A 23,920-nucleotide genomic window follows, 5' to 3' on the forward strand; every position below is an offset into this window, starting at 1 on the left:
CATTACTACCCGTAATGACTGGTTACCAGGGATCTCCCTCTGCCTGGCGCAAATCCAGCGTGCCGCTGTCATTGAAGCGCATCGTACCGAACAAGCCGCCAGCCAGCTTGCCGCGAAGTGTATAGGGCAGATTGTCCAGACGCTGGCTCTGACTAAGCCCCAGTGCCTGGCGCAAGGCGGCGAACGCCGACACGCTGACCGGCACCACCAGCACCGCTTCGGAGAAGCGTCCTACGGTGCCTTTCTGGTTGCTCACACCAGAGGCGAGCAGCTTACCGTTCACGTCCAGATCCAGCGCCACGCCGGTGTAGTTGATCTCGGTTTCGTTCGGGTTCTGCACCCGCAATGTGACCGCCATGCGCAGTTCAAGTCCCTGCCCGGGAACGGGTTCGATACCGACGACGTTGATCGTCAGCGGGTCTCGATGGGGGATGAGTGCACACGCGCTCAAACCAAGGATAAGCAGGCCTGAGAGCAGGGCGCGGATCGGGCGTAGCGACATTCGTGTGCTCCAGCGTCGGGTTCAGTCATCTTCAGACCTCGTCTGCCATGAGAGATTCGTCCTGTCGGGCGCAATGCCGGGATACCCGCTAATCTGCCTGTTTCAACCATTGCGTCCGCAAGGCAGCAGGTTGATGATTCGACCGATCCTATAAAAACAAGACTGGAGATAATCATGTCCATCGAAAGGACACCCCTTCGTCAAGACCCTGTGGTCATTGTCAGCGCTGCGCGCACGCCTATGGGCGGTTTTCAGGGTGATCTGCAGAGCCTGAGTGCCACAGAACTGGGTTCGATCGCCATCCGCGCGGCCGTTGAGCGGGCAGGCATTGAAAGTGCAGACGTGCAGCATGTGCTGTTTGGTTGTGTGCTGCCGGCGGGCCTCGGTCAAGCGCCCGCTCGACAAGCTGCGCTCGGGGCCGGGCTAGGCAATGCGACGCTGTGCAGCACGGTCAACAAGATGTGCGGTTCCGGTATGCAGACCGCAATCATGGCCCATGACCTGTTGATGGCAGACAGCACGGCGGTGGTAGTGGCTGGTGGGATGGAGAGCATGTCCAATGCACCTTACCTACTGGATCGCGCTCGCAATGGCTACCGCATGGGGCACGGCAAGGTGCTGGACCATATGTTTCTGGATGGCCTTGAGGATGCCTATGAGCCGGGTCGGCTGATGGGTACCTTCGCCGAAGACTGCGCCGGGTCGAAGGGGTTCAGTTGCGAGGCGCAGGATGGGTTCGCTCTGGCGTCACTGGCCCGCGCGCAGGAGGCCATCGCCGACGGTCATTTCGACGCAGAAATCGTGCCGGTGCAGGTCACCGTGGGTAAAGAGTCCAGGCAGATCATTCACGATGAACAACCGCCCAAGGCGCGTCCGGACAAGATCCCGACGCTCAAGCCCGCCTTTCGCGAGGGCGGCACGGTTACGGCAGCCAACTCCAGCTCAATCTCCGATGGCGCCGCAGCACTGCTGTTGATGCGTCAGTCCGAGGCGCAGCGGCGAGGGTTGCGGCCCTTGGCGGTGTTTTACGCACATGCGGCATTTGCCGACCAGCCGGGCCTGTTTCCAACCGCACCGATAGGCGCCATTCAGCGTCTGCTGAGCAAGACAGGCTGGGCGCTGGATGACGTCGATCTGTTCGAGATCAACGAAGCGTTTGCAGTCGTGCCGCTGGTAGCGATGAGTGAACTGGGCCTTGCGCACGAGAAGGTCAATGTCAACGGTGGGGCGTGCGCGCTGGGTCATCCGATAGGCGCTTCGGGCGCGCGGATCATTGTGACGCTGTTGGCGGCTTTGCAGCGCAGGCAGCTCAAGCGCGGGGTGGCGGCGATTTGCATCGGTGGCGGAGAGGCCACCGCCGTCGCCATTGAAATCATCGATTAGATAATTTATTCAAAGGCTTACGGTTTTTTTGCGAATGTAGATTCTAGATTTTATGCCTGTGCATGGTTATTAATTTAAAAGGATAGTTATCAATGTCTTACGAGACAATTCTAAGTGAGATTATAGGTAAGGTTGGCGTGATTACGCTGAACCGTCCCAAGGCACTTAATGCATTGAATGCTCAGTTGATTGACGAGTTGAACCACGCACTCGACCAGTTCGAAGCAGACAGTGCCATCGGCTGCATCGTGCTGACCGGTTCGGAAAAAGCCTTTGCGGCCGGTGCCGATATCAAGGAAATGGTCGACCTGTCCTACCCACAAATCTACCTCGACGATCTGTTTCGCGAAAGTGATCGGGTGGCCGCGCGGCGCAAACCCATCGTGGCGGCAGTGGCCGGTTTTGCGTTGGGTGGCGGTTGTGAGCTGGCGTTGATGTGCGATTTTATTCTGGCGGCTGAAAACGCCAGGTTCGGGCAGCCGGAGATCAATCTCGGTGTGTTGCCGGGCATGGGCGGGACGCAGCGTCTGACCCGCGCTGTCGGCAAGGCCAAAGCCATGGAAATGTGCCTGACTGGTCGCCTGATTGATGCTCACGAAGCCGAACGTGCCGGGCTGGTTGCGCGGGTTTTGCCGCTTGAACAGTTGCTGCCTGAAGCCCTCGCGGTAGCGGCGGTGATCGCCGGCAAGTCCCTGCCGGTGGCGATGATGGTCAAGGAGAGCGTCAACCGCGCGTTCGAGGTCAGTCTGGCCGAAGGCATCCGGTTCGAGCGCCGGGTGTTTCACGCAGCCTTCGCCAGTCACGATCAGAAGGAGGGCATGAATGCGTTTATCGACAAGCGCCAGCCGGATTTCAAGGACTGCTGATCTACGCGACCCAGAATCAGGATGTGCTGTGCATCAATGTGCAGTTCTGCCGTCTGCCCGCGAACAATCAACTCGCTGTCTGTTGTAATGCGCAGGTGCTCGCCGCTCGCAAGACGAATGCAATCGGCTGGTTCTGCAGACAAGTCGCCGTGCCACAGACTGTCTTGCGACGCGTGTTCAGCTGGTGACAGGGCTGCGCAGATGACCGGGCGCTCGGGATTATTGTCCAGGTAACGGACCAGTACGCGTGAGCCAGGTAGCAAGTGATGAATCTCGCGGCAGGCGACCAGCGCCATCGGCCAGCGCTGGTTGGGTCGGTCTGCGTGGTGTTGTGCTTGCCAGTCGAAACGAACCGGTCGATAACCGGGCTGTTCTGCGTACGTGGCGTTGTCTTGCAGCGTGGCTATATGATCGCCCGTGGCGGCCGGCCGAGGATGTCTGACTGAAGGGCGAAACGGCATCGCCCAGGGGATGGCCTTGAAACGGTTGCCATAGCCATTGCCTGACAGCTGTGCGGCCGCAGGTGACGAGCGCTGCTCGTCGGCGAGTATGCGCAGGATTGCCAGGGCATCTTTGGCGGCGGCCCCTCTCAGCACCTGTAATTGCCGACCTGCGTGAAGCACTTCGGTCAGCAGCCATTGATCATTAAGCAATGGCTCCGGGTGATCAAGCACCTGAATGACTTCGCCACTGCGCAAGCCAGGGCGGTTGCTGTGCCCGCTGACCTCGCGCCGTTCGCAGCGCAGGCGTTCCAGCTCGCGCATACCGCGCTGGCGACTCAGCGCCTCTTCCCGGTTGATTGCGCCACGAACGTCTGGCGGTTGAAATGCATGATTGGCTGCGGGTGTTCTGGCGTTCTCGTCGTGCTTTGACGAGCGGGGCTGCGTCTGTTTCAGGTCTCGGACTAGTTGTCGCGAAGCGCTTGGAAGCGTCAGTACTTCTGCCATGTGCAAGAGCGTCCCGGTCGATGTGCCTGACTGTTCCTGACGCTTGAAGCGAAAGGGTATCGGCTGTGCCGGAAAGCTTGCAGAGTCATCCGAGAACACCAGTCGATGGCCGCTCTGACGATGTTCGAAACGGAAATGAATGCCTTCTTCCTCGCACAGGCGTTGCAGCAGGTGCAGATCGCTTTCGTCGTACTGGATATGCAGCGGTCTTGCCGGGTAAAGACCGCTCATGTGCTCGAACCGGTAAGCGTTTGCTCCAATGCCGTGTATTTCAAGCAACTGAGCGATCAGCTTGGGAGGCGCAATATCCTGATAGATGCGTCGGCGCCGATGGGCGGCAAGCTTGCCAAGGCTGGGCATCAGGATCAGGTGATAAAGGCTCACACGAACCCCGCTGTGGATTCGGGTCGCATGGCAGATCTGGCCATGCACGCCGCTGCGACGCTCACCGAATCTCAAAAACGCTTCTCGGTGCAGCAGGCTGCGCACATCCAGAAGAGGGTCGCCGATCAGCCAGATATCGAAGCGATACGCTTCATTGAGAGCATCACGGCCGGTGAAGCATGATGACATGCAGATCCGTCTGGCAGTCGGTAATCGCCAGTATGATTGGCATTTGCAGGTCCTTGCGCATCTGCGGGGCTCTCTACCTTCGAAATCAGGGTGCGCAGGTTACGGAATACCTTGGCCTAAAAGCATTGCTGCAAGGTTTTTCGGAAAAAGACTACAAGCAGTGATGGAAAGCGGATGATTGCCGTCGGCCCGATTGGCAGCCATCTTGGCGAGTTCGTTCGAGCAATGTGCGCGGCGGGGGTTTCATCTGCCGTAATCGCGTATAAAATGCGCCGCGCCGGACAGGGTATTTACCGGTGACCCTTTTTCAGCGCCTTGCCAGCGCCGCGTTCTGTCAGTCGTGCAGACGCAGGCGGCGAGGTGCCTAGCGAATCAAGAGAGCAGACATGGGCGCACAGTGGAAGGTCAAGCATAAAGAAGCGGCAGCCAATGCCAAGGGACGCACGTTTGGCAAGCTGTCCAAGGAGATCATGATCGCCGCACGCGCTGGCGCAGACCCGGACATGAACTCGCGTCTGCGGCTGGTAGTGGAACAGGCCAAAAAGGCCTCGATGCCGCGCGAAACCCTGGAGCGTGCCATCAAGAAAGGCGCAGGCCTGCTGGGCGAGAGCGTCAACTTCGAGCGTCTGACCTACGAAGGCTTTGCGCCGCATCGCGTACCGGTGATCGTCGAGTGCCTGACCGACAACATCAATCGTACGGTCTCGGAAATTCGCGTGCTGTTCCGCAAGGGCCAGTTGGGTGCTGCGGGCTCGGTTTCGTGGGACTTTTTGTATCAGGGCATGATCGAGGCTGTCCCTGCAGCAGCGGATGCCGACCCGGAGCTGGCGGCAATCGAAGCCGGTGCCCAGGATTTCGAGTCGGCTGAGGAGGGCGCTACGCTGTTCCTGACCGAATCCACAGACATGGATGCGGTTTGCAAGGCGCTCCCTGAATTTGGTTTCACCGTGCAGTCGGCGCAATTGGGTTATCGCCCGAAAAGCACCGTGGATGGTCTGACCGAGGAGCAGATGGCCGAAGTCGAAGCGTTTCTCGAAGCCATCGACAATCACGACGACGTGCAGAACGTGTACGTGGGTCTTGCAGGCTGATCACTGTGTAATGGAGCGCTTTACGCGCTCCATGCTTTTATCTGTAGAAGAATCTCCGCCAGTGACGGTCGTCGCTGGCAATCAGTCTGTACGCAACTCGCCTGAAGCGCCCTTAGCCCCTCGATGACGTTCTGGTTCTGCTCATCTGCATCGCAACGCTCCAGCAATTCTCCCAGCAAGATACCGAATGCCCGTGTTTCGATGCGCTCCAGCGCCTTTCCCTGTACCGCTGACGGGTGAAACGACGCCGCGCCGAAGTCGCTCAGCAGGCAGTTGCCATCTTCCTGCACAAGAATGTTGTGGCCATAAAGATCGCCATGCGTGATGCCGTTGGCATGCAGGTGCGCAGTGACCGACGCGATGCCTTCGGCGATACGTAACAGTACCGGCAGCGAAAAGCGTGTTTCGCGGGCATAGACATCACGGGTGCAGGATTCCAGGCTCGGCGGTCCGGCAAGATTGCCGAAGTCGGGCGCTATCAATTCCATGACCAGGCCACGCTGCTGATCGGGATGCCCGCTGATTTGCCCGAGCACCTCGATCAGGTTGGCGTGACGGCCAGCGGCGATGCAGGCGGCCATTTCATTGAGCGGTGAGCCATCGCTGGTGACATTGCCCTTGTACAGCTTGACTGCCGCCATTCGCTCATTGTTTGCGTGCTGCCAGAGCGCCTGCTGAATGATCCCGGAAGCGCCTTCGCCCAAGCGCTGACCGATGCTCAACTGATGCCACGGGATCTGACGGATCGGCTCGGCCCGGTGCTCGGCGCACAGTGGATTGTCGGCATAGGCAAGCCATGCCAGGGCAGGCAGGCTCAGCAGCCAGTCCGGCAGCTCGGTCAGGCGATTGGCCGCAATGCGGATCAGCTCCAGTTTGTGGCAATCAGCGAGGGTCGTGGGCAATGCACGTAACCGATTGCCAGCGAGCATCAGCTTTTGCAGGTCCGGGCGACGGCCCAGTTCATCAGGCAGGTACTCGATACAGTTATCGGTCAGTATCAGCCAGCGCAGGCGCGGTGGCAGTGCTGCGGCGCTGACCTGTTCAATGCGATTGGCCTTGAGGCCGACAATCTGCAGCTGCTGGCATTGGCCGATGCTTTCCGGCAGGTGCGTGAACGCGTTGTCTGACGCGAACAGCACGCGCAGCCGGGTAAGGCGGCACAGGTCGTCAGGCAGCGAAGTCAACGAGTTGCCGCTGAGGTTCAATACTTCCAGGGTGTCCGCCAGGTCGAATACCTCGACCGGGAATTCGCTCAGGCCGCAGGAAAGGTCAAGCCGTTTGATACCTGCCAGCTTGCCGGCGCGTAGATCTGCGAGGGTGTGCATGAATAGGCTCGGTCATTGATATCGGACAAGGCGCGCATCATAACGGGAGTTTCAGCCACTGACTGCAGCAAGTGTTGCCTCAGCTCAGGCAGCGCTCGACCCATTGACGCACGCGTTCGGGCGTGGGGGCCGATTCGGAATACAGAATCCGGTAGATCATCGGCGCAACGATGGCATCAATCAGGTCATCGGCGGTCGGCGAGGCTTCGCCGCGAGCAGTCGCACGATCAATCATCACCTGCAATTGCTCACGGACCATTGCCGCGCACCTGCCGACACAGCCAGAGGTGCTGGCGACCACATCGCGCATCAGGGCTCGACCTGGAGTCGAAGACATTTCGTCGAGATACATTTCGCTCCAGGTCAGCAGGTCCTGGTGCAGACTGCCTTGATCTATTGGCGCATCAGGGCGCAGATGCTCAATGGCGTCGTCTGCCAGCAAGGTGGTCAAGTCACCCCAGCGGCGATAAATGGTCGACGGCGTAACGCCCGCCCGGAGCGCGATCATTGGCACGCTGAGCGCCGAACGATCATGCTCCAGCAACAAATCGCGGACCGCGCGGTGAATGGATTCCTGCACTCGGGCGCTGCGGCCTCCGGTGCGTACTGCTTCTTTGATAGCCATACGGCGGACCTTAACACAAAGTATTTGCTTTAAGCGCTCCTGCGTCGCACACTCCGCAAAAGCTAATTTATGGCTTTAACAGGTTGCGTTGGCGGAGAGCGTATTCATGTCCCTTCCTTCACAAGGTTCGACGCTATCAGACCTCAAGTCTGATGGCCGGGCGCGAAGCCATCTCGGGTTTCTGGCCTTCACCACACTGTGCTTCTTTGCCGCGTCCAGCACACCCACGCCGCTTTATCACCTGTATCAGGAGGCATGGGGCTTCTCGTCCGGCGTGCTCACCCTGATTTTTGCAGTGTATGCATTCAGCCTGCTGGCCGCCTTGCTGATCGGTGGCTCGTTGTCTGATTACCTGGGGCGGCGTCCGGTGATTTTCGGTGCCTTGCTGCTGCAAATCGTTTCGATGTTGCTGTTCATTTTTGCCAGCGATGTTAGCTGGCTGATGGCCGCGCGTCTGTTGCAGGGGTTTGCTACAGGACTTGCTGCCAGTGCATTGGGGGCTGCCTTGCTGGACAGCGATTCAGTCAAAGGGCCGCTGATCAACAGCATCTCGCCCATGCTCGGCATGGCGGTGGGTGCACTGGGCACGGCACTGCTGGTGCAGTTCGCGCCGTTACCACTGGTGCTGGGTTACTGCTTCCTGTTGGCCGCCTTTGTGGCGCAAGCGATTTACCTTGGCCGAGTGGAAGAAACCGTCAGCCGCCAGCCAGGCGTCTGGCAATCCCTCAAGCCATCGCTGCACGTTCCGCAGCAGTCGCGGCGCATGTTATGGCTGGTACTGCCGGTGGATATAGCAGCCTGGGCACTGGGCGGCTTTTTTCTGTCGCTGGGCCCATCCTTGCTGGCAGCGGCGACTGGCTTGAACTCGCCACTCAACGGTGGCCTGGCGGTTGCGGCGCTGACGCTTAGTGGCGCACTGGCGATTCTTAGCTTGAGTCAGCGCGAGCCGGTGCTGGGATTGTGGGTAGGCGCAAGCTTTTTGCCGCTCGGTGTGGCGGTCATTCTGCTGGCGGTCAACCTGGGCATGTTGTGGCTGTTCTTCGTCGGTGCCGTGGTGGCGGGCATCGGTTTCGGATCAAGTTTTCTGGGCGCACTGCGGATGCTCATGCCAACCGCGCATGCCCATGAGCGGGGAGGGCTGATGTCAGCCTTTCTGGTACTCAGCTACCTGGCCTTCTGCATACCGGCACTGGTTGCCGGGTTCTTTGCCCACTCGGCAGGGCTGGTGATGACCAGCAATGTCTACGGAGCAGTGGTGATCACGCTGGCATTAATCGCATTGGCGAGTTTGATCGTGCGCCGTACAGCCAGCAAAAACAAAAATGCCCACGTTTAAGTGGGCATTTCGGCTTGCCGACAGACGGGAGCCTTCAGCGCAGGTCGTTAACCATCTCGGCCAGCACGGTCAATACATCCCCGGCCAGTTGCGCGGAGCGTTTGCCTGACCAGCCTGTTACCGGGTCCGGCGCGTTATCGTGGTCCTTGAACGGCATCTCCAGCGTCAGCGCCAGGCATTTATAGCGTTCGCCCACGGCATTTGCCGCCAGGTTCATATTGGCCTGGCCGGGCGCGCTGCGCGGGTAGCCGTAGACCGTCTGGAAGCTGTCGCTAACCTCGCACAGACGGCTGCGAAAGCGCTCTTCAAGCTGGCGTTGATGCGCGGTGTACCCCGGGTTGCCCTCGCACGCGGCGGTGAATACGTAGGGGATTTCCTCGTCACCGTGCACGTCGAGGAACATGTCCACGCCGTATTTTTCCATCTGCTGCTTGATGAAGAAGACTTCCGGGCTTTGTTCTTCAGTGCTGTCCTGCCACGCGCGGTTGAGATCCTTGCCGTTGGCATTGGTACGCAAGTGGCCATGAAAGGCGCCGTCCGGGTTGACGTTAGGCACCAGATACAGGTCCGCGTTGGCGAGTAATTGCTGCAGCACTACGTCGTCTTTTTGCTGAAGGCGTTCGATCACGCCTTCCATGAACCATTCAGCCATGTGCTCGCCGGGATGCTGCTGGGCAATCATCCAGATCTTGCGCTTGCCTTCGGCACTGTCGCCTTTGCGCAGCAGCTGAATATCACGACCCTCGACACTTTTGCCGACAGCCAGCAAGTGCGCGCCGGCCTTTTCCTGTGCCTGTTCGATCAGCCGGTCATGGCGCTCACGGCTGTAGGGTTCGAAATACGCAAACCAGACCTGCGGTTGGTCAGGCGCAAGGCTGAAGTTCAGTGCCTTGCCGTCAAAACCGGACGGCACCCGAAACCAGCTCTGCTGGTCGTAGGACGCTACGGCGTTGTAGCCGGTCCAGGCATTGTTGAAGGTGGACTCGCTGGCATTGGTCAGGCTGAAACCATAGGTTTGGCCGACGATCAGGCCGTCAGCCTTGAAATGAAACCACTGGAAATGCGCGCTTTGCGTGTCTGGCCGGATCGCCAGGCTTATATGCGCGGGGTCGCTTGCGTCGAGAACCTGAATATTGCCACTGTCGAAATCTGAACTGATCGTGAGGGTCAAGATAGGTGCCTGCTTACGTAGATGCCTTTTCAGGCCGCTACTGTACACCGATCAACCGGGCACCTTGCGACGTAAACTTCATCGCAGCGGTCATCCTTGCGTCAGGAAATAGCCTCGGCGGTGACCATCAGGCTGCAGATGAATGCCGTCAGCAGGCACCACACCAGATAGGCACGTCGCTTGCGCCGATGCCAGCCGGACGCACCGAGCAACAGGGCGGGTGCCTGCAACTGACGCCACATGCGCTCGCTGTTCTGGAACGCTGAAAGGTGTGCAGCATCGGCGTCCAGCCAGTGGCGAAATTCGATGCGTTCGCTGGCCGTTGCAGCAGGGCTCTGCAAGTGCACATACCAGCGGCTGGCCTGGTCCTGAATGGCACGGCTGTCATCGGCGCTCTGAAGATGTGCCTTGCCCAGTGCGCGAAGCATCGCGCGCTCTACCCGGGCGATATCGACATCCATGAAACGGGCGATGTCGGCATACGCCAGACCGTCGAGCCGACTGAGCAGAAATATCTGCCGGGTACGGCGCGAAAGCTTGCCAAGCCGGTGGCCGAGTTCGATGACCTGCGGCGTGGGTTGCGGCTCAGGCAGGCGGGCGGGGAGGTGCAGCAAAGAAGGGAGCTGATTACTCATGATGTATCGCTCGCTGATCTTCCATGGGGATTGTTCCTTGCAATGACAGGCATCGTCCGTGACAAGAGTAGACTAGTGAATACGAGAATCATTCTCAAGTGAAAAGTTGCAGCATTTACTTTTTATATGCCTTATCCGGGCATTTTCGCTGCAAAAACATGACCCGTATCAGGGTTGCTTTGCTATGATCTGCGCCATTGCTACACACCTGCGCAGTACCCAGACTTCATTAGCCTGAAGCAGCGAAACCAAAAGAAAGAACCAAAAAAAGACCCGGCAAAAAGCCGGGTCAAAAACCGTGATTAGCCTGATGAGGAGATAATCAGGAAGCCGACCTAAGACTTCCAGATTATCCAGCGGATCTCGCGACCCGCTGATGAAATAATAATCATTATCATTTGCAAGTCAAATGTTTTTATTGCCCTCATCGACCCGGATAATCCGCCAGCGCCTGCTCGGCGGATTTTTCTTTTCAGTTCCCACCCGACACCCTCTAGTCCAGCGGCAACTCCGTGGTGCGTTTCACCGTGCTCATGGCAATGTTCGAATGGGCCTCATGTACATGCGGCAACTGCAGCAAATGATCGCGCAGGAAGCGCTCATAGCTGGCGATGTCCTGGGCAACCACCTTGAGCATGAAATCCATCCCCCCGGCCATGGTGTAGCACTCCAGCACCTCCGGGTGGCCGATGATCGCTTCTTCGAATTCGGCCAGATAGCGCCGGCCATGGCCCGACAGCTTGACCTCGACAAACACGGTCATGCTCAGGCCGAGCTTCTGAGTGCTGAGCAGGGCGACAGTGCGTTCTATCACTCCGTCTTCCTGAAGCCGGTGGATGCGCCGCCAGCAGGGCGATTGCGATAACTCGACCCGTTCGGCGATTTCTGCCGCAGACAGGCTGGCGTCATGTTGCAGTAGACGAAGAATCTTGCGATCGATGGGGCTCAATTTAGGCTGCATGAATTGACCTTGTTTTTTGTTCTGGTCGAAAAAAGCATGCTCAATATCAGCAGATTTGCATGCATTTAGAAAGAAAAAGCCTCTTTGCTGCTGGCAGTCTAGTGGCAAGGCTGCCGGGTTGGACCGTCCCTGCGCAAAAGCCTGACACCTATAAGAACAAGACAAGAACAAGAGAGGTATCCGCATGTCTCTGGCTGATATTCGTCTGGATGATAAATACCGGCTTGCCACCGGTGATCTGTACCTGACCGGCACACAGGCCCTGACTCGCCTGCCTATGCTGCAAAAACAACGTGATGAAGCGCAGGGCCTGAATACCGCCGGTTTTATTTCCGGCTACCGCGGCTCGCCGTTGGGCAATCTGGACAAAAGCCTTTGGGACGCCAAGGACTACCTGCAACAAAACGCCATCCATTTTCAGCCGGGCATCAACGAAGAACTGGCGGCTACGGCCGTCTGGGGCAGTCAGCAGGTCAACCTGTTCCCCCACGGCAAATACGATGGCGTGTTTGCCCTCTGGTACGGTAAAGGCCCGGGCGTGGACCGTTGCGGGGATGTCTTCAAGCACGGCAACTCGGCAGGCGTTGCAGCCAATGGCGGTGTGCTGATTCTTGCGGGCGATGACCACGGCTGCAAATCATCGACCATTGCCCATCAGAGCGAACATGCGTTTATCGCTTCGATGATCCCGGTACTCAACCCCAGCAATGTTCAGGAAATTCTCGACTACGGCATCATCGGCTGGGAATTGTCGCGTTACAGCGGTTGCTGGGTGGCGATGAAGACCATTGCCGAGAACGTGGATTCTTCAGCCGTGGTCGAGGTTGACCCGTTGCGGGTCAAAACGCGCATTCCGGAAGATTTCGCACTGCCGGAAGGCGGTTTGCACATCCGCTGGCCGGATCCGCCGCTGGCCCAGGAAGCGCGGCTCAACACCTACAAGATCTACGCGGCCAGGGCCTTCGCGCGTGCCAATCAGCTCAACAAGGTGGTTATCGATTCTGCGCAGCCCAGGCTGGGCATCATTACTACCGGCAAGTCCTATCTGGATGTGCGTCAGGCGCTTGAAGAGCTGGGTATCGATCAGGAACTGTGCGACAGGGTCGGGATTCGCGTGCTCAAGGTCGGCATGAGCTGGCCGCTGGAACCGGTGTCGGTGCACGACTTTGCCGAAGGGCTGGACGAAATTCTGGTGGTCGAGGAAAAACGCAGTGTCATCGAAGATCAACTGACCGGGCAGCTTTACAATTGGCCCGTGGACCGCCGCCCGGTGGTGGTCGGTGAGTTCGATGAACAGGGCCGCTCACTGCTGCCGAACCTCAGCGAGTTGACCCCGGCGATGATCGCCAGAGTCATCGCCAAGCGTCTTGCTCCGTTCTACAGCAGCCCGCAGATCGAGGCACGTCTACAGTTTCTCAGCGACAAGGAACAGGCACTTCAGGCTCCGCTGTTCAACACCCAACGCACTCCGCATTTCTGTTCCGGCTGCCCGCACAACACGTCGACACGTGTGCCGGAAGGCAGTCGCGCCCTGGCCGGGATCGGTTGCCATTACATGACCATCTGGATGGATCGGGAAACTGATACCTTCACCCAGATGGGCGGCGAGGGCGTGACCTGGATCGGTCAGGCACCGTTCACCGAAACACCTCACGTCTTCCAGAATCTGGGCGACGGCACGTACTTTCACTCCGGGCATCTGGCGCTGCGTGCAGCCGTGGCCTGCAAGGTCAATATCACCTACAAGATCCTCTACAACGATGCCGTTGCCATGACGGGTGGCCAGCCAATCGACGGAGTACTGCGCGTCGATCAACTGAGCCGCCAGGTGTTCAACGAGGGCGTGCAGCGTATTGCGCTGGTCTCCGACGAGCCGGACAAGTACCCGAGTCGACAGGATTTCGCGCCGATTACTACCTTTCATCATCGGCGTGATCTGGACAGCGTGCAGCGCGAGCTGCGTGAGTTCAAAGGCGTGTCGGTGATCATCTACGATCAGACCTGCGCGACTGAAAAGCGCCGCCGTCGCAAACGCGGCACCATGCCGGATCTGGAAAAGCGTGCGTTGATCAATCCGGCTGTATGTGAAGGCTGCGGCGACTGTGGGGTTAAATCCGGTTGTCTGTCTGTGCTGCCCAAGGAAACGGCTCAGGGCCGCAAGCGCGAAATCGATCAGAGCGCCTGTAACAAGGATTTCAGCTGCGTCGAAGGTTTCTGCCCAAGCTTCGTCACCGTGCATGGCGGCAAGCTGCGCAAGCCAGCATTGCCCAGGCAAGTCGAGGCGTTCGCTCGCTTGCCCGAACCTGTACTGCCGTCGCTGGAGCGACCGTTCAATATTCTGTTGCCGGGGGTTGGCGGAACAGGCGTGACCACCGTCGGTGCGATGCTGGGTTATGCCGCGAATCTGGAAGGCAAGGGTTGCAGCGTGCTCGATCAGGCCGGGTTGGCACAGAAATTCGGCCCGGTGGTCAGCCACATCCGTATTGCAGCGCGTCAGCAGGATTTGTTCGCGGTGCGTATCGCGGCCGGGGAGGCGCATCTGTTGCTGGGGTGTGACCTGCTGGTAGCGGCAGGGCCGGATGCGATTGCCAAGCTCGACAGCAAGATTTCCCACGCGGTGGTCAACAGCCAGCAAACGCCGACTGCCGAGTTTACGCGCAACCCGGATGCCGTTTTTCCGGCCGAGGCCATGAAGCAGACTATCATCGAGGCGGTCGGCGCTGCTAAGACCCACTTCGTCGAAGCCACATCGCTGGCCACTCGGCTGATGGGTGACAGCATCGCCAGTAACCTGTTCATGCTCGGTTACGCGTTTCAGCTGGGCCTGATTCCGCTGACCTCGGCGGCCATCGAAAAGGCGATCGAACTCAACGGGGTGGCGGTCAATCTCAATCAGCAGGCGTTTCTCTGGGGCCGTCGTACCGCCCATGATCCTGCGGCGGTCGAAGCCTTTGTCAATCCGCAGCAGAAGGTCAGCGAGCCGCTGCAGCCAATGGACCTTGATCAGCGTATTCAGAGCAATGTCGAAACCTTGAAGGCGTATCAGAACGGCGCCTATGCCAAGCGCTATGTGGAGTTGCTGCAACGTGTGCGCGATACCGAATCACGCGTGTTTTCCGGTCAGCAGCCGATGCTCTCTGAGGCGGTTGCGTTCAACTACTTCAAATTGCTGGCCTATAAGGACGAGTACGAAGTAGCGCGGCTGTACAGCAACGGCGAGTTCACCCGCCAGTTGGAAGCGCAGTTTGAAGGCGATTATCGGCTGGAATTCCACTTGGCACCGTCATGGCTGGCAAAACGCGATCCGCACAACGGCCTGCCGCGCAAACGCAGTTTCGGCCCCTGGATGCTGCGCGCCTTCAACGTACTGGCGAAATTCAAATTCCTCCGTGGCACAGCGCTCGATCCGTTCGGCCACAGCCTTGAGCGCAAACAGGAGAGGGAGCTGATTGACAGTTACGTGCGTGACATCGAGCTGATTCTTCAGCATCTTCAAGCACAGAACCGCCATACCGCCTTGAGCCTGGCACGTCTGCCGGAGCGAATTCGTGGTTATGGCTATATCAAGGAGAGCGCCATGAAAGCGGCGGCATTGCAGGCCGATATTCTGCGCAAGAGCCTGGAAAGTGGCGAAGTGGTTGCACCGAAGTTGTACGAGGCGGCTGCCTGACGGAGAGATGCTTCGCATCGACTGGTCGCAGCGACCGGGGTGATCCGCTGTGTTCAGCGCCGGGAGTACCGCCTTCGCCAATATCAGTTCGGTCTGAACAGGTGTGCATGCCCGGCGCGGTACAGCGAGGACTCGCTGAACGTGTCGTCGGCAAGCACACGTCCGACCAGAATCAATGCAGTGCGACGAAAGCCTTTGGCCTGCACTTTGTCGTGAATGTCCGCCAGTGTGCCAACTGCCCAGTCCTGATCCGGCCAACTGGCGCGGTGTACCACGGCAATCGGGCAATCGGCTCCGTAATGTGGAACGAGCTCGTCGACAATCCGCTGCAGGTTGTTCACCCCCAGATGAATCGCCATGGTTGCCCGGTGGCTGGCCAGACTGGCCAGTTCCTCGCCGCTGGGCATTGAGGTCTTGTCGGCATAGCGGGTCAGAATCACGCTTTGCGAAACATCCGGCAGGGTCAGCTCGACGCCCAGCAGCGCAGCGCAGGCAGCGGTCGCGGTGACGCCGGGAATGATTTCGAATGGAATACCCAGTTCCCGCAGATGGCGGATCTGCTCGCCGATGGCGCCATACAGGCTCGGGTCGCCGGAATGCACACGAGCAACGTCCTGGCCCTGCGCATGCGCGGTCTTTATCAGCTCAATGATCTGCTCCAGATGCAGCTCGGCGCTGTTGGTCACCTGCACGGCCTGATGCCCCTCCAGCACGGCGAGCGGCACCAGTGAGCCTGCATAGATAATGACTGGGCATGTGCGAATCAGGCGTTGCCCCTTGACGGTGATCAGCTCGGGATCGCCAGGGCCGGCACCGATGAAATAGACAGTCAATGAATTCTCCGGAGTGGATGAGCGCGGGGAGATTATCCGCTGTGTGCAGGGCTGATTGCCAAGGCAAATGTGGCGTTGGCGCTTTTCTGCCGTTCGATCAGCAGGGTGGCGGTGCCGTCTCCCAGTTGCGCGGCCAGCGCCAGTGCCGAACCTTCGGCGACCCCGTGACAGCCCGTGGTCTGGAAGACCTGCGCAGAACGATGGGTGAGGTGCAGCTCCCACGCAACCAATTGCGTTGCGTTGAAGAACACCAGCGGCACTGCCAGTTGCGCGGCCAGTTCAAGCAGGCCCGGTTCCTGGTCTTTCAGATCGATACATGCCAGCGCAGTGACGCTGGCGATCTCCAGGCCAATCACGCGAAGGCTGTTCTCGATCAGCTCGCGCAAAGTCGCTGCGGAGCAACCGCGCCGACAACCCAGCCCGGCCACCAGTGATGCGCCGGGCTGAACGGTCGGTGAATCAGGCCTGTTGCAGGTCTGCATCGTTTCTGCGGAACAGCCACGCACTGATCAGCCCCATCGCGACCCAGAACAACGCGTTGGTCAATAGCGAGGCGATCATGAATTGCGATTCCAGAGCCTCCGGTGCCAGGCTCTGATGGACCAGTGGTTGTGGTGCGCCGATCACATGAGGAACGACCAGAATCGCCACGCCCAGCGCTTTGAGCAGCCAGTTCTGACCAAATACCAGCAAGGCCAGCCCGGCGGCAGTCGATGCGGCCGTGCCTATCCACCAGGCCTGACGCTGACTCAGTTCGGCGGCAGCTGTGCCGGGCAATTCAGGTGGCAGGCCAAGCGTAGGTGCCAGCACAAAAACCGCGAAACCGGCCAGCCCCCACCATACGCCTTGCACCGTTCGGCCCGGCGCACGCAGGGTGTAAAGCCCGGCAAGCATCAGGGCGAAGCCTACTGCGACCACCAGGTTGCCGCCCGTGGTGGACAGCACGCGTTGCCAGCCGTTTTCAGGTTCCCAGGCAGCTTCGTCATGCGTATGACTGTGCTCGGCAGCCGCGCCGTCAGCATGCTCATGGACCTGTTCGGCAGATGCGTTTTCGTAAGTTTCGGCCTGCTGGATCAGTGGCACCACCCAGAAGCTTTGCAGCACGGTCAGCAGCAGGGCCGCAAGCAGGCCCGTGAACCCGGCAGTTTGTGCGATTCGCTTGAACATTGTGGAGTCCTTAATGGCAAGGAAAGGCAGCGCTGTGACGGGTATCGTGTGCGGCGTTGTGTACGGCCGCGATGTGCGAGAAACCGGCGAAGTACACCAGACATGCACCCAGCAGCGCAGCGCTGATGGCGGCTGTCAGGCGTTGAGTGCGTATGGAGCTGGTAGTGGCGGCATGGCTGCTGCTGATGGTCGACATGGCGATCCCTCTTGGTGATTGGCAAGCGGGCCACGCGCAAAGGAACCTGCCGGCAGACGCCGAAGGTTTCAACTGCGCCCGCCCACCGCGGGTTTGTCATTCAACGATGTCGGGCCGGTCTCCGGGCTCGCGAGGGGCTCAAACGTCGCGCGTTCAAGGCCTGCAAGGTCACCTTCCCATGCCGTAGCACAGTGGATAAGACCTTCTCTCGCTTACCGTTGCGGGGGCAGCACCGGACTTGCTCGACAGCGTGAGCGCACCGGTTTCCCGTTTCACCCCGTGAGGGGCACCCGAAACAAGGCGTACAGGAGAGCATGGGCGGCGGGGAATCGTCAATCTGAACGATTGACCTGTCTGCGGTCACTGCGTAGCCTTGCCGGTTCGAGGTTCTCCATGCGTAAAGCGTTACACATGGAGCTAAGACGGGAATGCGGTACACGCCGCAGCTGCCCCCGCAACTGTAAACGGTGAGGTTCATTGCACAGCCACTGCTACGGCGGGAAGGCGCGATGAATGCGTGTCGGCACGGTCTTGATTGCCTGCCACATGCCGCCGTGAGCCAGGAGACCTGCCTCGAACCGGGCTGACCAAAAGGCCTGCGAATTCTCACTACAACCGGGCGGGGTGATCCGGTGGCGATCCGATCCGTGTGCCAGGCATGCGGTTCTCGTCCTGTTTGCCCGCCGCATTGCCAAAGGGCACCTGATGAAAACACTGGCCAAGCTTCCCGTCACCATTGTCACCGGCTTCCTCGGCTCGGGCAAAACCACCCTGCTGCGGCACATGCTCGATAACGCCGAAGGGCGGCGCATCGCGGTCATCGTCAATGAATTCGGTGAACTGGGCATCGACGGAGAAATCCTTAAGCAGTGCACCATCGGTTGCACCGAAGAAGAGGCCAACGGCCGGGTATATGAGCTGGCCAACGGCTGCCTGTGCTGCACGGTGCAGGAAGAGTTCTTCCCGGTCATGCGCGAGCTGGTCGCTCGCCGTGGCGATCTGGACCACATCCTGATCGAAACCTCGGGGCTGGCATTGCCCAAGCCGCTGGTTCAGGCTTTTCAGTGGCCGGAAATTCGCAACGCCTGCACGGTCGATGCGGTGATCACTGTCGTCGACAGCCCTGCGGTATTGGCCGGTACGTTTGCTGCGTTCCCCGATCAGGTCGATGCGCAGCGCAAACTCGACCCGAATCTGGACCATGAGTCGCCTCTGCACGAGCTGTTCGCTGATCAACTGGCCAGCGCCGATCTGGTCATCCTCAACAAGGCCGACATGATCGACGCCGAAGGTCTGGCAGCGGTGCGTGCCGAAGTTGCCGAAGAACTGCCGCCAGCCGTCAAGGTGATTGAAGCCAGCAGCGGTCGTCTGCCGATCAGCGTACTGCTGGGTGTTGGCGCCGAGTCCGAGCTGCACATCGATGGTCGCAAGACCCACCATGATCATCACGACGATGACGATCATGATGACCACGATCACGATGCTTTCGATTCGATTTCCCTGAAATTGCCTCAGGCCGATGAAAAGTTGTTGCTCGACGCACTGAATCAACTGGTCGTGCAGCACGGCATTCTGCGCGTGAAGGGCTTCGCGGCCATTCCCGGCAAGCCGATGCGCCTGCTGATCCAGGGTGTGGGTACGCGTTTCGACAAGCACTTCGACCGCGCCTGGCGCGCCGACGAAGAGCGTGCCACGCATTTGGTGCTGATTGGTCAGGAGCTGGATGCCGTGGTCCTGCAAGCGCAGCTCAACGCTGCAGTTGTCGGCTGACCCCATGCATTTACTGAGAACCCAGCCCGGCGGTTTCGTACACGACGACAGCATTGCCGATCTGGGCCAGACCCCGGCCGAGCTGGTGATTCTCTGTAGCGGAGACTCAAGCCTGGCGCTGCTGGCCGAAGCTGCCCGGCAGCTCCCTGACGACTACCCGAGCCTGCGTCTGGCCAACCCGATGCAGGTACAGAATCACGCCTCTGTCGACTTGTATGTCGATGAGGTGCTGCGCCACGCAAAGGTCATTCTGATTTCCCTGCACGGTGGCATCGGTTACTGGCGTTACGGCGTCGAGCGGCTGATGGAGCTGGCGGCACGCGGGGTTCAGGTCATTCTGGTGCCCGGTGATGACCGCCCTGATCCTGAACTGAGCGACCTGAGCACAGTGCCTGCCGCAGAACGCGACCGGCTATGGCAGTTTCTGCGTCAGGGCGGCTTGCAGAATGCGCTGGAAATGTATAGTTGCATGGCCAGTCACTGGCTGGACCGGGACTATTCCTGGACCGAGCCCCAACCGTTGCCACGCACAGCCATTTACCACCCTCGACTGGCGAGTGCGCAGCTCACCGATTGGCAAGCCGACTGGGTTGCAGGGCAGCCCGTCGCGGCGCTGCTGTTTTATCGCTCGCACTTGCAGGCCGCCAATACCGGTTTTATCGACGAGTTCTGCGCTCGCTTGCAGGCACACGGCATTAACCCGTTGCCCATTGCCGTTGCCAGCCTCAAGGAACCCGGCTGTTTCACTCAGGTGGAGAACTGGCTGGACGAGGCTGAAACCGAGCTGATCCTCAACACCACAGGCTTTGCCCAGTCGAGCCCGGAAGCGCCGCATCTGCGCCCGTTTCGGCGCAACGTGCCGGTCATTCAGGCGATCTGCGCGCAGGACAACGAGCCTGCCTGGCAGGCCAGTGAACAGGGCCTTGGTGCGCGCGATCTGGCGATGCACATTGCCTTGCCGGAGCTGGACGGGCGGATCATCAGTCGACCGATCAGTTTCAAGGACCTGGCCTGGCGCAGCGAGCGCAGCCAGTCGGACGTGGTGTGTTACCGCGCCCAGCCGGACAGGATGGATTTTGTCGCGCAACTGGCGCGGCGCTGGATCGAACTGGCGCGGCTGCCCAACGGCGACAAGCGTGTGGCGTTGATCCTGGCCAACTATCCGACCCGCGACGGGCGCATCGGCAATGGTGTGGGGCTCGACACGCCTGCTGCGGCGCTGAACATCCTGCGCGCCATGCAGGCCGAGGGTTATCCGCTGGCACAGTTGCCGGACAGCGGCACCGAGCTTATCCAGCAATTGCTGGGTGGCGTGACCAATGATCTGGACAGCATCGACCTGCGGCCCTGCCAGCAAAGCATGGCACTGGAGGAATACCTGGCGGCGTTCAACGAGCTGCCGCAGGAAAACCGTGATGCCGTGAATGCCCGCTGGGGCGCGCCGGACAGCGATCCGATGTTTCGCAGTGGCAGAATTATGATTGCCGGGCTGCGCTTTGGCCTGACCTTCGTTGGCATTCAGCCTGCGCGTGGCTACCAGGTCGACCCCAGCGCGGTGTACCACGACCCGGATCTGGTTCCGCCCCACGGTTATCTGGCGTTTTACTTCTGGCTGCGCAAGGCGTATGGCGCTCATGCCGTGGTGCATGTCGGCAAACACGGCAACCTTGAGTGGCTGCCGGGCAAGGGCGTCGGCCTGTCCCGAACCTGCTGGCCGGACGCCGTACTGGGTGCCATGCCGAACATCTATCCATTCATCGTCAATGATCCGGGCGAGGGCGCACAGGCCAAGCGGCGCACCCAGGCGGTGATCATCGATCACTTGATGCCGCCCCTGACCCGTGCGGAAACCTATGGCCCGCTGCGCAATCTGGAACTGCTCGCCGACGAGTTCTATGAGGCGCAACTGCTGGATCCGCGCCGCGCGCGCGAGCTGCAACGGGATATTCTCGAACTGGTCCGTGAAACCCATATAGATCGCGAGCTGGCTCTGGGCGAAAACCTCGACAGCGACGCCGATGCGGCGCTGTGGCTGCCGCGTCTGGACACTTACCTGTGTGACCTGAAAGAGTCGCAGATTCGCGATGGCCTGCACATCTTCGGTCAGTCGCCGCAAGGCCGCCTGCGCACCGACACCTTGCTGGCCCTGCTGCGCATCCCGCGCGGCGACGGGCGCGGCGCGCAGTCGAGTCTGTTACGGGCGCTGAGCAAAGCGTTCGGTCTGGATTTTGACCCGCTGGATTGCGAACTGGCCGAGCCCTGGACCGGCGCGCGTCCCGCTGCGTTGCTGGTGGTCAGCAGTGACCCGTGGCGCACTGCCGGTGATGCGCGTGAGCGGCTTGAGCTTTACGCCGCTGCCCTCATCGAACGCGTGACCCAAGGCGAAGCGCTGCATGACCTGCCGGTCGACGATGATCTGGCACTGATTCTCGACAGCCTGCGTGAAGTGGTCGCGCCGCGTCTGGACGCCTGCGGCCCCGGCGAAATGCAGGGCATGCTAGATGCACTGAGCGGCCGCTTCGTTCCGGCAGGCCCCAGCGGCGCGCCGAGTCGGGGGCGTCTGGATGTGCTGCCCACGGGGCGCAACTTCTTTACCGTAGATGTCCGCAATCTGCCGACCACCACGGCGTGGCGTATCGGTTTCCAGTCCGCCAGCCTGTTGCTGGAAAGGCATCTTCAGGACCATGGCGACCACCTGTGTCAGTTGGGGCTGTCAGTCTGGGGCACGGCGACCATGCGCACCGGTGGTGACGATATCGCTCAGGCGATGGCGCTGATGGGCGTACGCCCGGTCTGGGCGACGGGCAGCCAGCGGGTCGATGATTTCGAGATTCTGCCGGTCAGCCTGCTGGACCGTCCGCGAGTGGACGTGACATTGCGGGTGTCCGGCTTTTTCCGTGATGCCTTCGCCAACCTTATCAAGCTGTTCGACGCTGCGGTGCAGGCAGTTGCCGCGCTGGACGAGCCGGACGACCTGAACCCGCTGGCTGCCAGGGTGCGAGAAGAGCGCCAAGGTTTTATCGCAGAAGGGTTGAGCGAAGACGAAGCGGCACGTCAGGCGGGCTGGCGGATCTTCGGCGCCAAGCCGGGTGCCTATGGTGCTGGCGTGCAGGGCGCGATCGATGGCCGTCTGTGGCAGAGCCGTGAGGACCTTGCCGAGGTTTACCTGAACTGGGGCGGCTACGCCTATGGCGCTGCCGATGAAGGTACGCCTGCACGTCAGCGCTTTGCCCAGCGTCTGTCTCAGGTGCAGGCCGTGCTGCAGAATCAGGACAATCGCGAACACGACCTGCTCGATTCAAACGATTATTACCAGTTTCAAGGCGGCATGCTCGCGGCTTCGGAAACCCTCAGCGGGCAGAAGACCGCCAGTTATCATGGCGATCACAGCCAGCCGGACCTGCCGAAAATCCGCACCCTGAAGGAAGAGCTGAACCGGGTGATACGCTCGCGCGCGGCGAATCCGAAATGGATCGACGGGGCCAGACGTCATGGCTACAAAGGCGCGTTCGAGATGGCCGCCACGGTGGATTTCCTGTTCGCCTTCGATGCGACGACCGAGCTGATCGATGATCACCAGTACGCGCTGCTGGCCGACGCCTATCTGCTTGACCCGGCCACGCGCGATTTCCTCGCCGAGCACAATCCCGATGCCTTGCGCGACATGACCGAGCGCATGCTCGAAGCCCAGCAGCGTGGCCTCTGGCAGGAGCCGGGCGAGTATCAGCAGGCGCTGGAAGACCTGCTCCTGGACATAGAAGAGAACTGATGACCTTGCCTGACCCGAACATCACCGAAACTGCACATTTTCCGCTGGCCGCCGTGGTCGGTGCCGATGACCTGAAGCTGGCGTTGTGCCTGACCGCCATTGACCCGCGCATCGGCGGCGTATTGATCGAAGGGCCTCGGGGCATGGCCAAGTCGACGCTGGCGCGGGGATTGGCCGATGTGCTGGCCAGTGGTCAGTTCGTCACCTTGCCGCTGGGTGCTACTGAAGAGCGTCTGGTCGGCACGCTGGATCTGGACGCCGCGCTGGCCGAGGGTCGTGCACAATTTTCCCCGGGTGTACTCGCCAAAGCCGACGGCGGTGTGCTGTACGTCGATGAGGTCAATCTGCTCGCCGACCATCTGGTCGACCTGTTGCTGGACGTTGCTGCCAGCGGCGTCAATATGGTCGAGCGGGATGGTATTTCCCATCGCCATGCAGCGCGCTTCGTACTGATCGGCACCATGAACCCGGAAGAAGGCGAATTGCGCCCGCAGTTGCTGGATCGCTTTGGCTTGAACGTCGCATTGAGTGGCCAGACCCAGCCTGCCGAGCGCAGTCAGATCATCCGTCGCCGTCTGGATTTCGACAGCGATCCGGTAATGTTTTGCCAGCAATGGCAAGCGCAGCAGGACGCCTTGAAGCTTCGTTGTGAGCAGGCGCGTCAGCTGTTGGCAGGTATCGAGCTGGATGACCATTCATTGGCAATGATCACCGAGCGATGCTTTGCTGCAGGTGTCGACGGTATGCGCGCCGATCTGGTCTGGCTGCGCGCCGCGCGCGCCCATGCTGCATGGCGTGGTGCCGGTCGAATTGAAGAACAGGACATCGAAGCGGTCGCCGAGTTTGCCTTGCGTCATCGGCGGCGCGAGCCGGCCCCGCCACCACAAAACCCGGAAGCGCCGCCGCCCGGATCGTCCAGCAGGCAGGCCGACCCTGAAAGCGGGCAGGGCAACTGGGGCGAGCTGCCCGCCCAGGCCGTCACTACCGGCGCACGCCGCGAAGTGCCGAGCTGGCCAAAAAAGCCTTAGGCATCCGCCCTCGTATCGCGCAGGGGGCGGATGCCGTTCCCCGTCCTGGTCGACTGGCCACTGGCAGACAAG

Annotated in this window: 19 protein-coding genes and 2 riboswitches; of the genes, 8 read left to right on the forward strand and 11 right to left on the reverse strand. The window is 60.3% G+C overall.

Features of this window, described 5'->3' with window-relative positions; translation table 11 throughout:
* Nucleotides 1-22: 22 nt before the first annotated feature.
* A complete protein-coding gene (locus tag FFH21_RS11750) occupies nucleotides 23-502 on the reverse strand; it encodes an LEA type 2 family protein (RefSeq protein ID WP_004664897.1) in 480 nt (159 codons plus the stop codon).
* Nucleotides 503-676: 174 nt separating this feature from the next.
* On the opposite strand from FFH21_RS11750, the gene FFH21_RS11755 reads away from it, so the two are divergent.
* Nucleotides 677-1,885, forward strand: coding sequence for an acetyl-CoA C-acyltransferase (locus tag FFH21_RS11755; RefSeq protein ID WP_011168433.1), 1,209 nt, complete (start codon nucleotides 677-679; stop codon nucleotides 1,883-1,885).
* A 92-nt stretch (nucleotides 1,886-1,977) separates the two neighbouring features.
* Nucleotides 1,978-2,751 carry an enoyl-CoA hydratase gene (locus FFH21_RS11760; protein ID WP_004667546.1) on the forward strand — a complete coding sequence of 258 codons (774 nt, stop codon included), beginning with the start codon at nucleotides 1,978-1,980 and terminating at the stop codon, nucleotides 2,749-2,751.
* Here FFH21_RS11760 and FFH21_RS11765 read toward each other — a convergent pair.
* Nucleotides 2,691-4,271: a type VI secretion system Vgr family protein gene (locus FFH21_RS11765; RefSeq protein WP_011168434.1), complete on the reverse strand. Its 1,581-nt coding sequence runs from the start codon at nucleotides 4,269-4,271 to the stop codon at nucleotides 2,691-2,693. The genes FFH21_RS11760 and FFH21_RS11765 overlap by 61 nt on opposite strands.
* Nucleotides 4,272-4,657: 386 nt before the next feature.
* Here FFH21_RS11765 and FFH21_RS11770 point away from each other — a divergent pair, with 386 nt between their 5' ends.
* A complete protein-coding gene (locus FFH21_RS11770) occupies nucleotides 4,658-5,362 on the forward strand; it encodes a YebC/PmpR family DNA-binding transcriptional regulator (RefSeq protein ID WP_002553245.1) in 705 nt (234 codons plus the stop codon).
* Between the two features lie 20 nt (nucleotides 5,363-5,382).
* Here FFH21_RS11770 and FFH21_RS11775 read toward each other — a convergent pair whose 3' ends face one another.
* Together FFH21_RS11775 and FFH21_RS11780 are read right to left on the reverse strand one after the other, a co-directional pair.
* Nucleotides 5,383-6,687: a leucine-rich repeat-containing protein kinase family protein gene (locus FFH21_RS11775; protein WP_004664905.1), complete on the reverse strand. Its 1,305-nt coding sequence runs from the start codon at nucleotides 6,685-6,687 to the stop codon at nucleotides 5,383-5,385.
* A gap of 79 nt (nucleotides 6,688-6,766) precedes the next feature.
* Entirely contained in the window at nucleotides 6,767-7,312 is a 546-nt protein-coding gene (locus tag FFH21_RS11780) for a TetR/AcrR family transcriptional regulator (protein WP_011168435.1), read from the reverse strand.
* A gap of 106 nt (nucleotides 7,313-7,418) precedes the next feature.
* Between FFH21_RS11780 and FFH21_RS11785 the strand changes: the two genes are divergently transcribed.
* Nucleotides 7,419-8,648: an MFS transporter gene (locus FFH21_RS11785; protein WP_011168436.1), complete on the forward strand. Its 1,230-nt coding sequence runs from the start codon at nucleotides 7,419-7,421 to the stop codon at nucleotides 8,646-8,648.
* Between the two features lie 34 nt (nucleotides 8,649-8,682).
* Here FFH21_RS11785 and FFH21_RS11790 read toward each other — a convergent pair whose 3' ends face one another.
* From FFH21_RS11790 to FFH21_RS11800, 3 genes are all read right to left on the reverse strand, one after another.
* On the reverse strand, nucleotides 8,683-9,819 hold the full coding sequence (locus tag FFH21_RS11790; RefSeq protein ID WP_041924527.1) for a M14-type cytosolic carboxypeptidase: 1,137 nt from the start codon (nucleotides 9,817-9,819) through the stop codon (nucleotides 8,683-8,685).
* A 101-nt stretch (nucleotides 9,820-9,920) separates the two neighbouring features.
* On the reverse strand, nucleotides 9,921-10,454 hold the full coding sequence (locus FFH21_RS11795) for a DUF4880 domain-containing protein (RefSeq protein ID WP_004664910.1): 534 nt from the start codon (nucleotides 10,452-10,454) through the stop codon (nucleotides 9,921-9,923).
* Between the two features lie 493 nt (nucleotides 10,455-10,947).
* Nucleotides 10,948-11,415, reverse strand: a complete 468-nt coding sequence (locus tag FFH21_RS11800) for an Lrp/AsnC family transcriptional regulator (protein WP_002553253.1) — start codon at nucleotides 11,413-11,415, stop codon at nucleotides 10,948-10,950.
* Between the two features lie 184 nt (nucleotides 11,416-11,599).
* Between FFH21_RS11800 and FFH21_RS11805 the strand changes: the two genes are divergently transcribed.
* On the forward strand, nucleotides 11,600-15,085 hold the full coding sequence (locus tag FFH21_RS11805; RefSeq protein ID WP_011168438.1) for an indolepyruvate ferredoxin oxidoreductase family protein: 3,486 nt from the start codon (nucleotides 11,600-11,602) through the stop codon (nucleotides 15,083-15,085).
* Nucleotides 15,086-15,168: 83 nt separating this feature from the next.
* Here the strand turns inward: FFH21_RS11805 and cobM are convergent, their stop codons facing one another.
* The 4 genes from cobM to FFH21_RS11825 are packed head-to-tail and all read right to left on the reverse strand — an operon-like array spanning nucleotide 15,169 to nucleotide 17,281.
* Complete coding sequence (cobM, locus tag FFH21_RS11810) at nucleotides 15,169-15,918, reverse strand: precorrin-4 C(11)-methyltransferase (RefSeq protein WP_004658585.1); 750 nt, start codon at nucleotides 15,916-15,918, stop codon at nucleotides 15,169-15,171.
* A gap of 32 nt (nucleotides 15,919-15,950) precedes the next feature.
* A complete protein-coding gene (locus tag FFH21_RS11815) occupies nucleotides 15,951-16,400 on the reverse strand; it encodes a cobalamin biosynthesis protein (protein WP_004658584.1) in 450 nt (149 codons plus the stop codon).
* Nucleotides 16,378-17,085: a CbtA family protein gene (locus tag FFH21_RS11820; RefSeq protein WP_004664914.1), complete on the reverse strand. Its 708-nt coding sequence runs from the start codon at nucleotides 17,083-17,085 to the stop codon at nucleotides 16,378-16,380. The genes FFH21_RS11815 and FFH21_RS11820 overlap by 23 nt, the downstream gene beginning before the upstream one ends.
* Before the next feature lie 10 nt (nucleotides 17,086-17,095).
* On the reverse strand, nucleotides 17,096-17,281 hold the full coding sequence (locus FFH21_RS11825) for a CbtB-domain containing protein (RefSeq protein WP_019741962.1): 186 nt from the start codon (nucleotides 17,279-17,281) through the stop codon (nucleotides 17,096-17,098).
* Between the two features lie 94 nt (nucleotides 17,282-17,375).
* A riboswitch (cobalamin riboswitch) is annotated at nucleotides 17,376-17,590 on the reverse strand.
* A 58-nt stretch (nucleotides 17,591-17,648) separates the two neighbouring features.
* Nucleotides 17,649-17,872: riboswitch (cobalamin riboswitch) on the forward strand.
* Nucleotides 17,873-17,986: 114 nt separating this feature from the next.
* On the opposite strand from FFH21_RS11825, the gene cobW reads away from it, so the two are divergent.
* Genes cobW through FFH21_RS11840 form a run of 3 tightly spaced genes read left to right on the forward strand, consistent with a single transcriptional unit; the run spans nucleotide 17,987 to nucleotide 23,848 of the window.
* Nucleotides 17,987-19,051, forward strand: a complete 1,065-nt coding sequence (gene cobW, locus FFH21_RS11830) for a cobalamin biosynthesis protein CobW (protein WP_004664916.1) — start codon at nucleotides 17,987-17,989, stop codon at nucleotides 19,049-19,051.
* A 4-nt stretch (nucleotides 19,052-19,055) separates the two neighbouring features.
* Nucleotides 19,056-22,820 carry a cobaltochelatase subunit CobN gene (gene cobN, locus FFH21_RS11835; RefSeq protein ID WP_041924784.1) on the forward strand — a complete coding sequence of 1,255 codons (3,765 nt, stop codon included), beginning with the start codon at nucleotides 19,056-19,058 and terminating at the stop codon, nucleotides 22,818-22,820.
* Entirely contained in the window at nucleotides 22,820-23,848 is a 1,029-nt protein-coding gene (locus FFH21_RS11840; protein WP_004667550.1) for an ATP-binding protein, read from the forward strand. The genes cobN and FFH21_RS11840 overlap by 1 nt, the downstream gene beginning before the upstream one ends.
* Nucleotides 23,849-23,920: the final 72 nt, after the last annotated feature.

It is taken from the genome of Pseudomonas sp. KBS0707, from assembly GCF_005937945.2.
In the GTDB taxonomy this organism is placed as follows: Bacteria; Pseudomonadota; Gammaproteobacteria; order Pseudomonadales; family Pseudomonadaceae; genus Aquipseudomonas; species Aquipseudomonas amygdali.

Excerpts from the sequence above, each read along its gene's own strand:
- FFH21_RS11780 (WP_011168435.1), bottom strand. The coding sequence starts at position 7,312 with ATGGCTATCAAAGAAGCAGTACGCACCGGAGGCCGCAGCGCCCGAGTG.
- FFH21_RS11820 (WP_004664914.1), bottom strand. The coding sequence starts at position 17,085 with ATGTTCAAGCGAATCGCACAAACTGCCGGGTTCACGGGCCTGCTTGCG.
- FFH21_RS11785 (WP_011168436.1), top strand. The coding sequence starts at position 7,419 with ATGTCCCTTCCTTCACAAGGTTCGACGCTATCAGACCTCAAGTCTGAT.
- FFH21_RS11755 (WP_011168433.1), top strand. The coding sequence starts at position 677 with ATGTCCATCGAAAGGACACCCCTTCGTCAAGACCCTGTGGTCATTGTC.
- FFH21_RS11770 (WP_002553245.1), top strand. The coding sequence starts at position 4,658 with ATGGGCGCACAGTGGAAGGTCAAGCATAAAGAAGCGGCAGCCAATGCC.
- FFH21_RS11815 (WP_004658584.1), bottom strand. The coding sequence starts at position 16,400 with ATGCAGACCTGCAACAGGCCTGATTCACCGACCGTTCAGCCCGGCGCA.
- FFH21_RS11760 (WP_004667546.1), top strand. The coding sequence starts at position 1,978 with ATGTCTTACGAGACAATTCTAAGTGAGATTATAGGTAAGGTTGGCGTG.
- cobN (WP_041924784.1), top strand. The coding sequence starts at position 19,056 with ATGCATTTACTGAGAACCCAGCCCGGCGGTTTCGTACACGACGACAGC.
- FFH21_RS11840 (WP_004667550.1), top strand. The coding sequence starts at position 22,820 with ATGACCTTGCCTGACCCGAACATCACCGAAACTGCACATTTTCCGCTG.
- FFH21_RS11825 (WP_019741962.1), bottom strand. The coding sequence starts at position 17,281 with ATGTCGACCATCAGCAGCAGCCATGCCGCCACTACCAGCTCCATACGC.
- FFH21_RS11775 (WP_004664905.1), bottom strand. The coding sequence starts at position 6,687 with ATGCACACCCTCGCAGATCTACGCGCCGGCAAGCTGGCAGGTATCAAA.
- FFH21_RS11800 (WP_002553253.1), bottom strand. The coding sequence starts at position 11,415 with ATGCAGCCTAAATTGAGCCCCATCGATCGCAAGATTCTTCGTCTACTG.
- FFH21_RS11750 (WP_004664897.1), bottom strand. The coding sequence starts at position 502 with ATGTCGCTACGCCCGATCCGCGCCCTGCTCTCAGGCCTGCTTATCCTT.
- FFH21_RS11765 (WP_011168434.1), bottom strand. The coding sequence starts at position 4,271 with ATGTCATCATGCTTCACCGGCCGTGATGCTCTCAATGAAGCGTATCGC.
- cobW (WP_004664916.1), top strand. The coding sequence starts at position 17,987 with ATGAAAACACTGGCCAAGCTTCCCGTCACCATTGTCACCGGCTTCCTC.
- FFH21_RS11795 (WP_004664910.1), bottom strand. The coding sequence starts at position 10,454 with ATGAGTAATCAGCTCCCTTCTTTGCTGCACCTCCCCGCCCGCCTGCCT.
- FFH21_RS11805 (WP_011168438.1), top strand. The coding sequence starts at position 11,600 with ATGTCTCTGGCTGATATTCGTCTGGATGATAAATACCGGCTTGCCACC.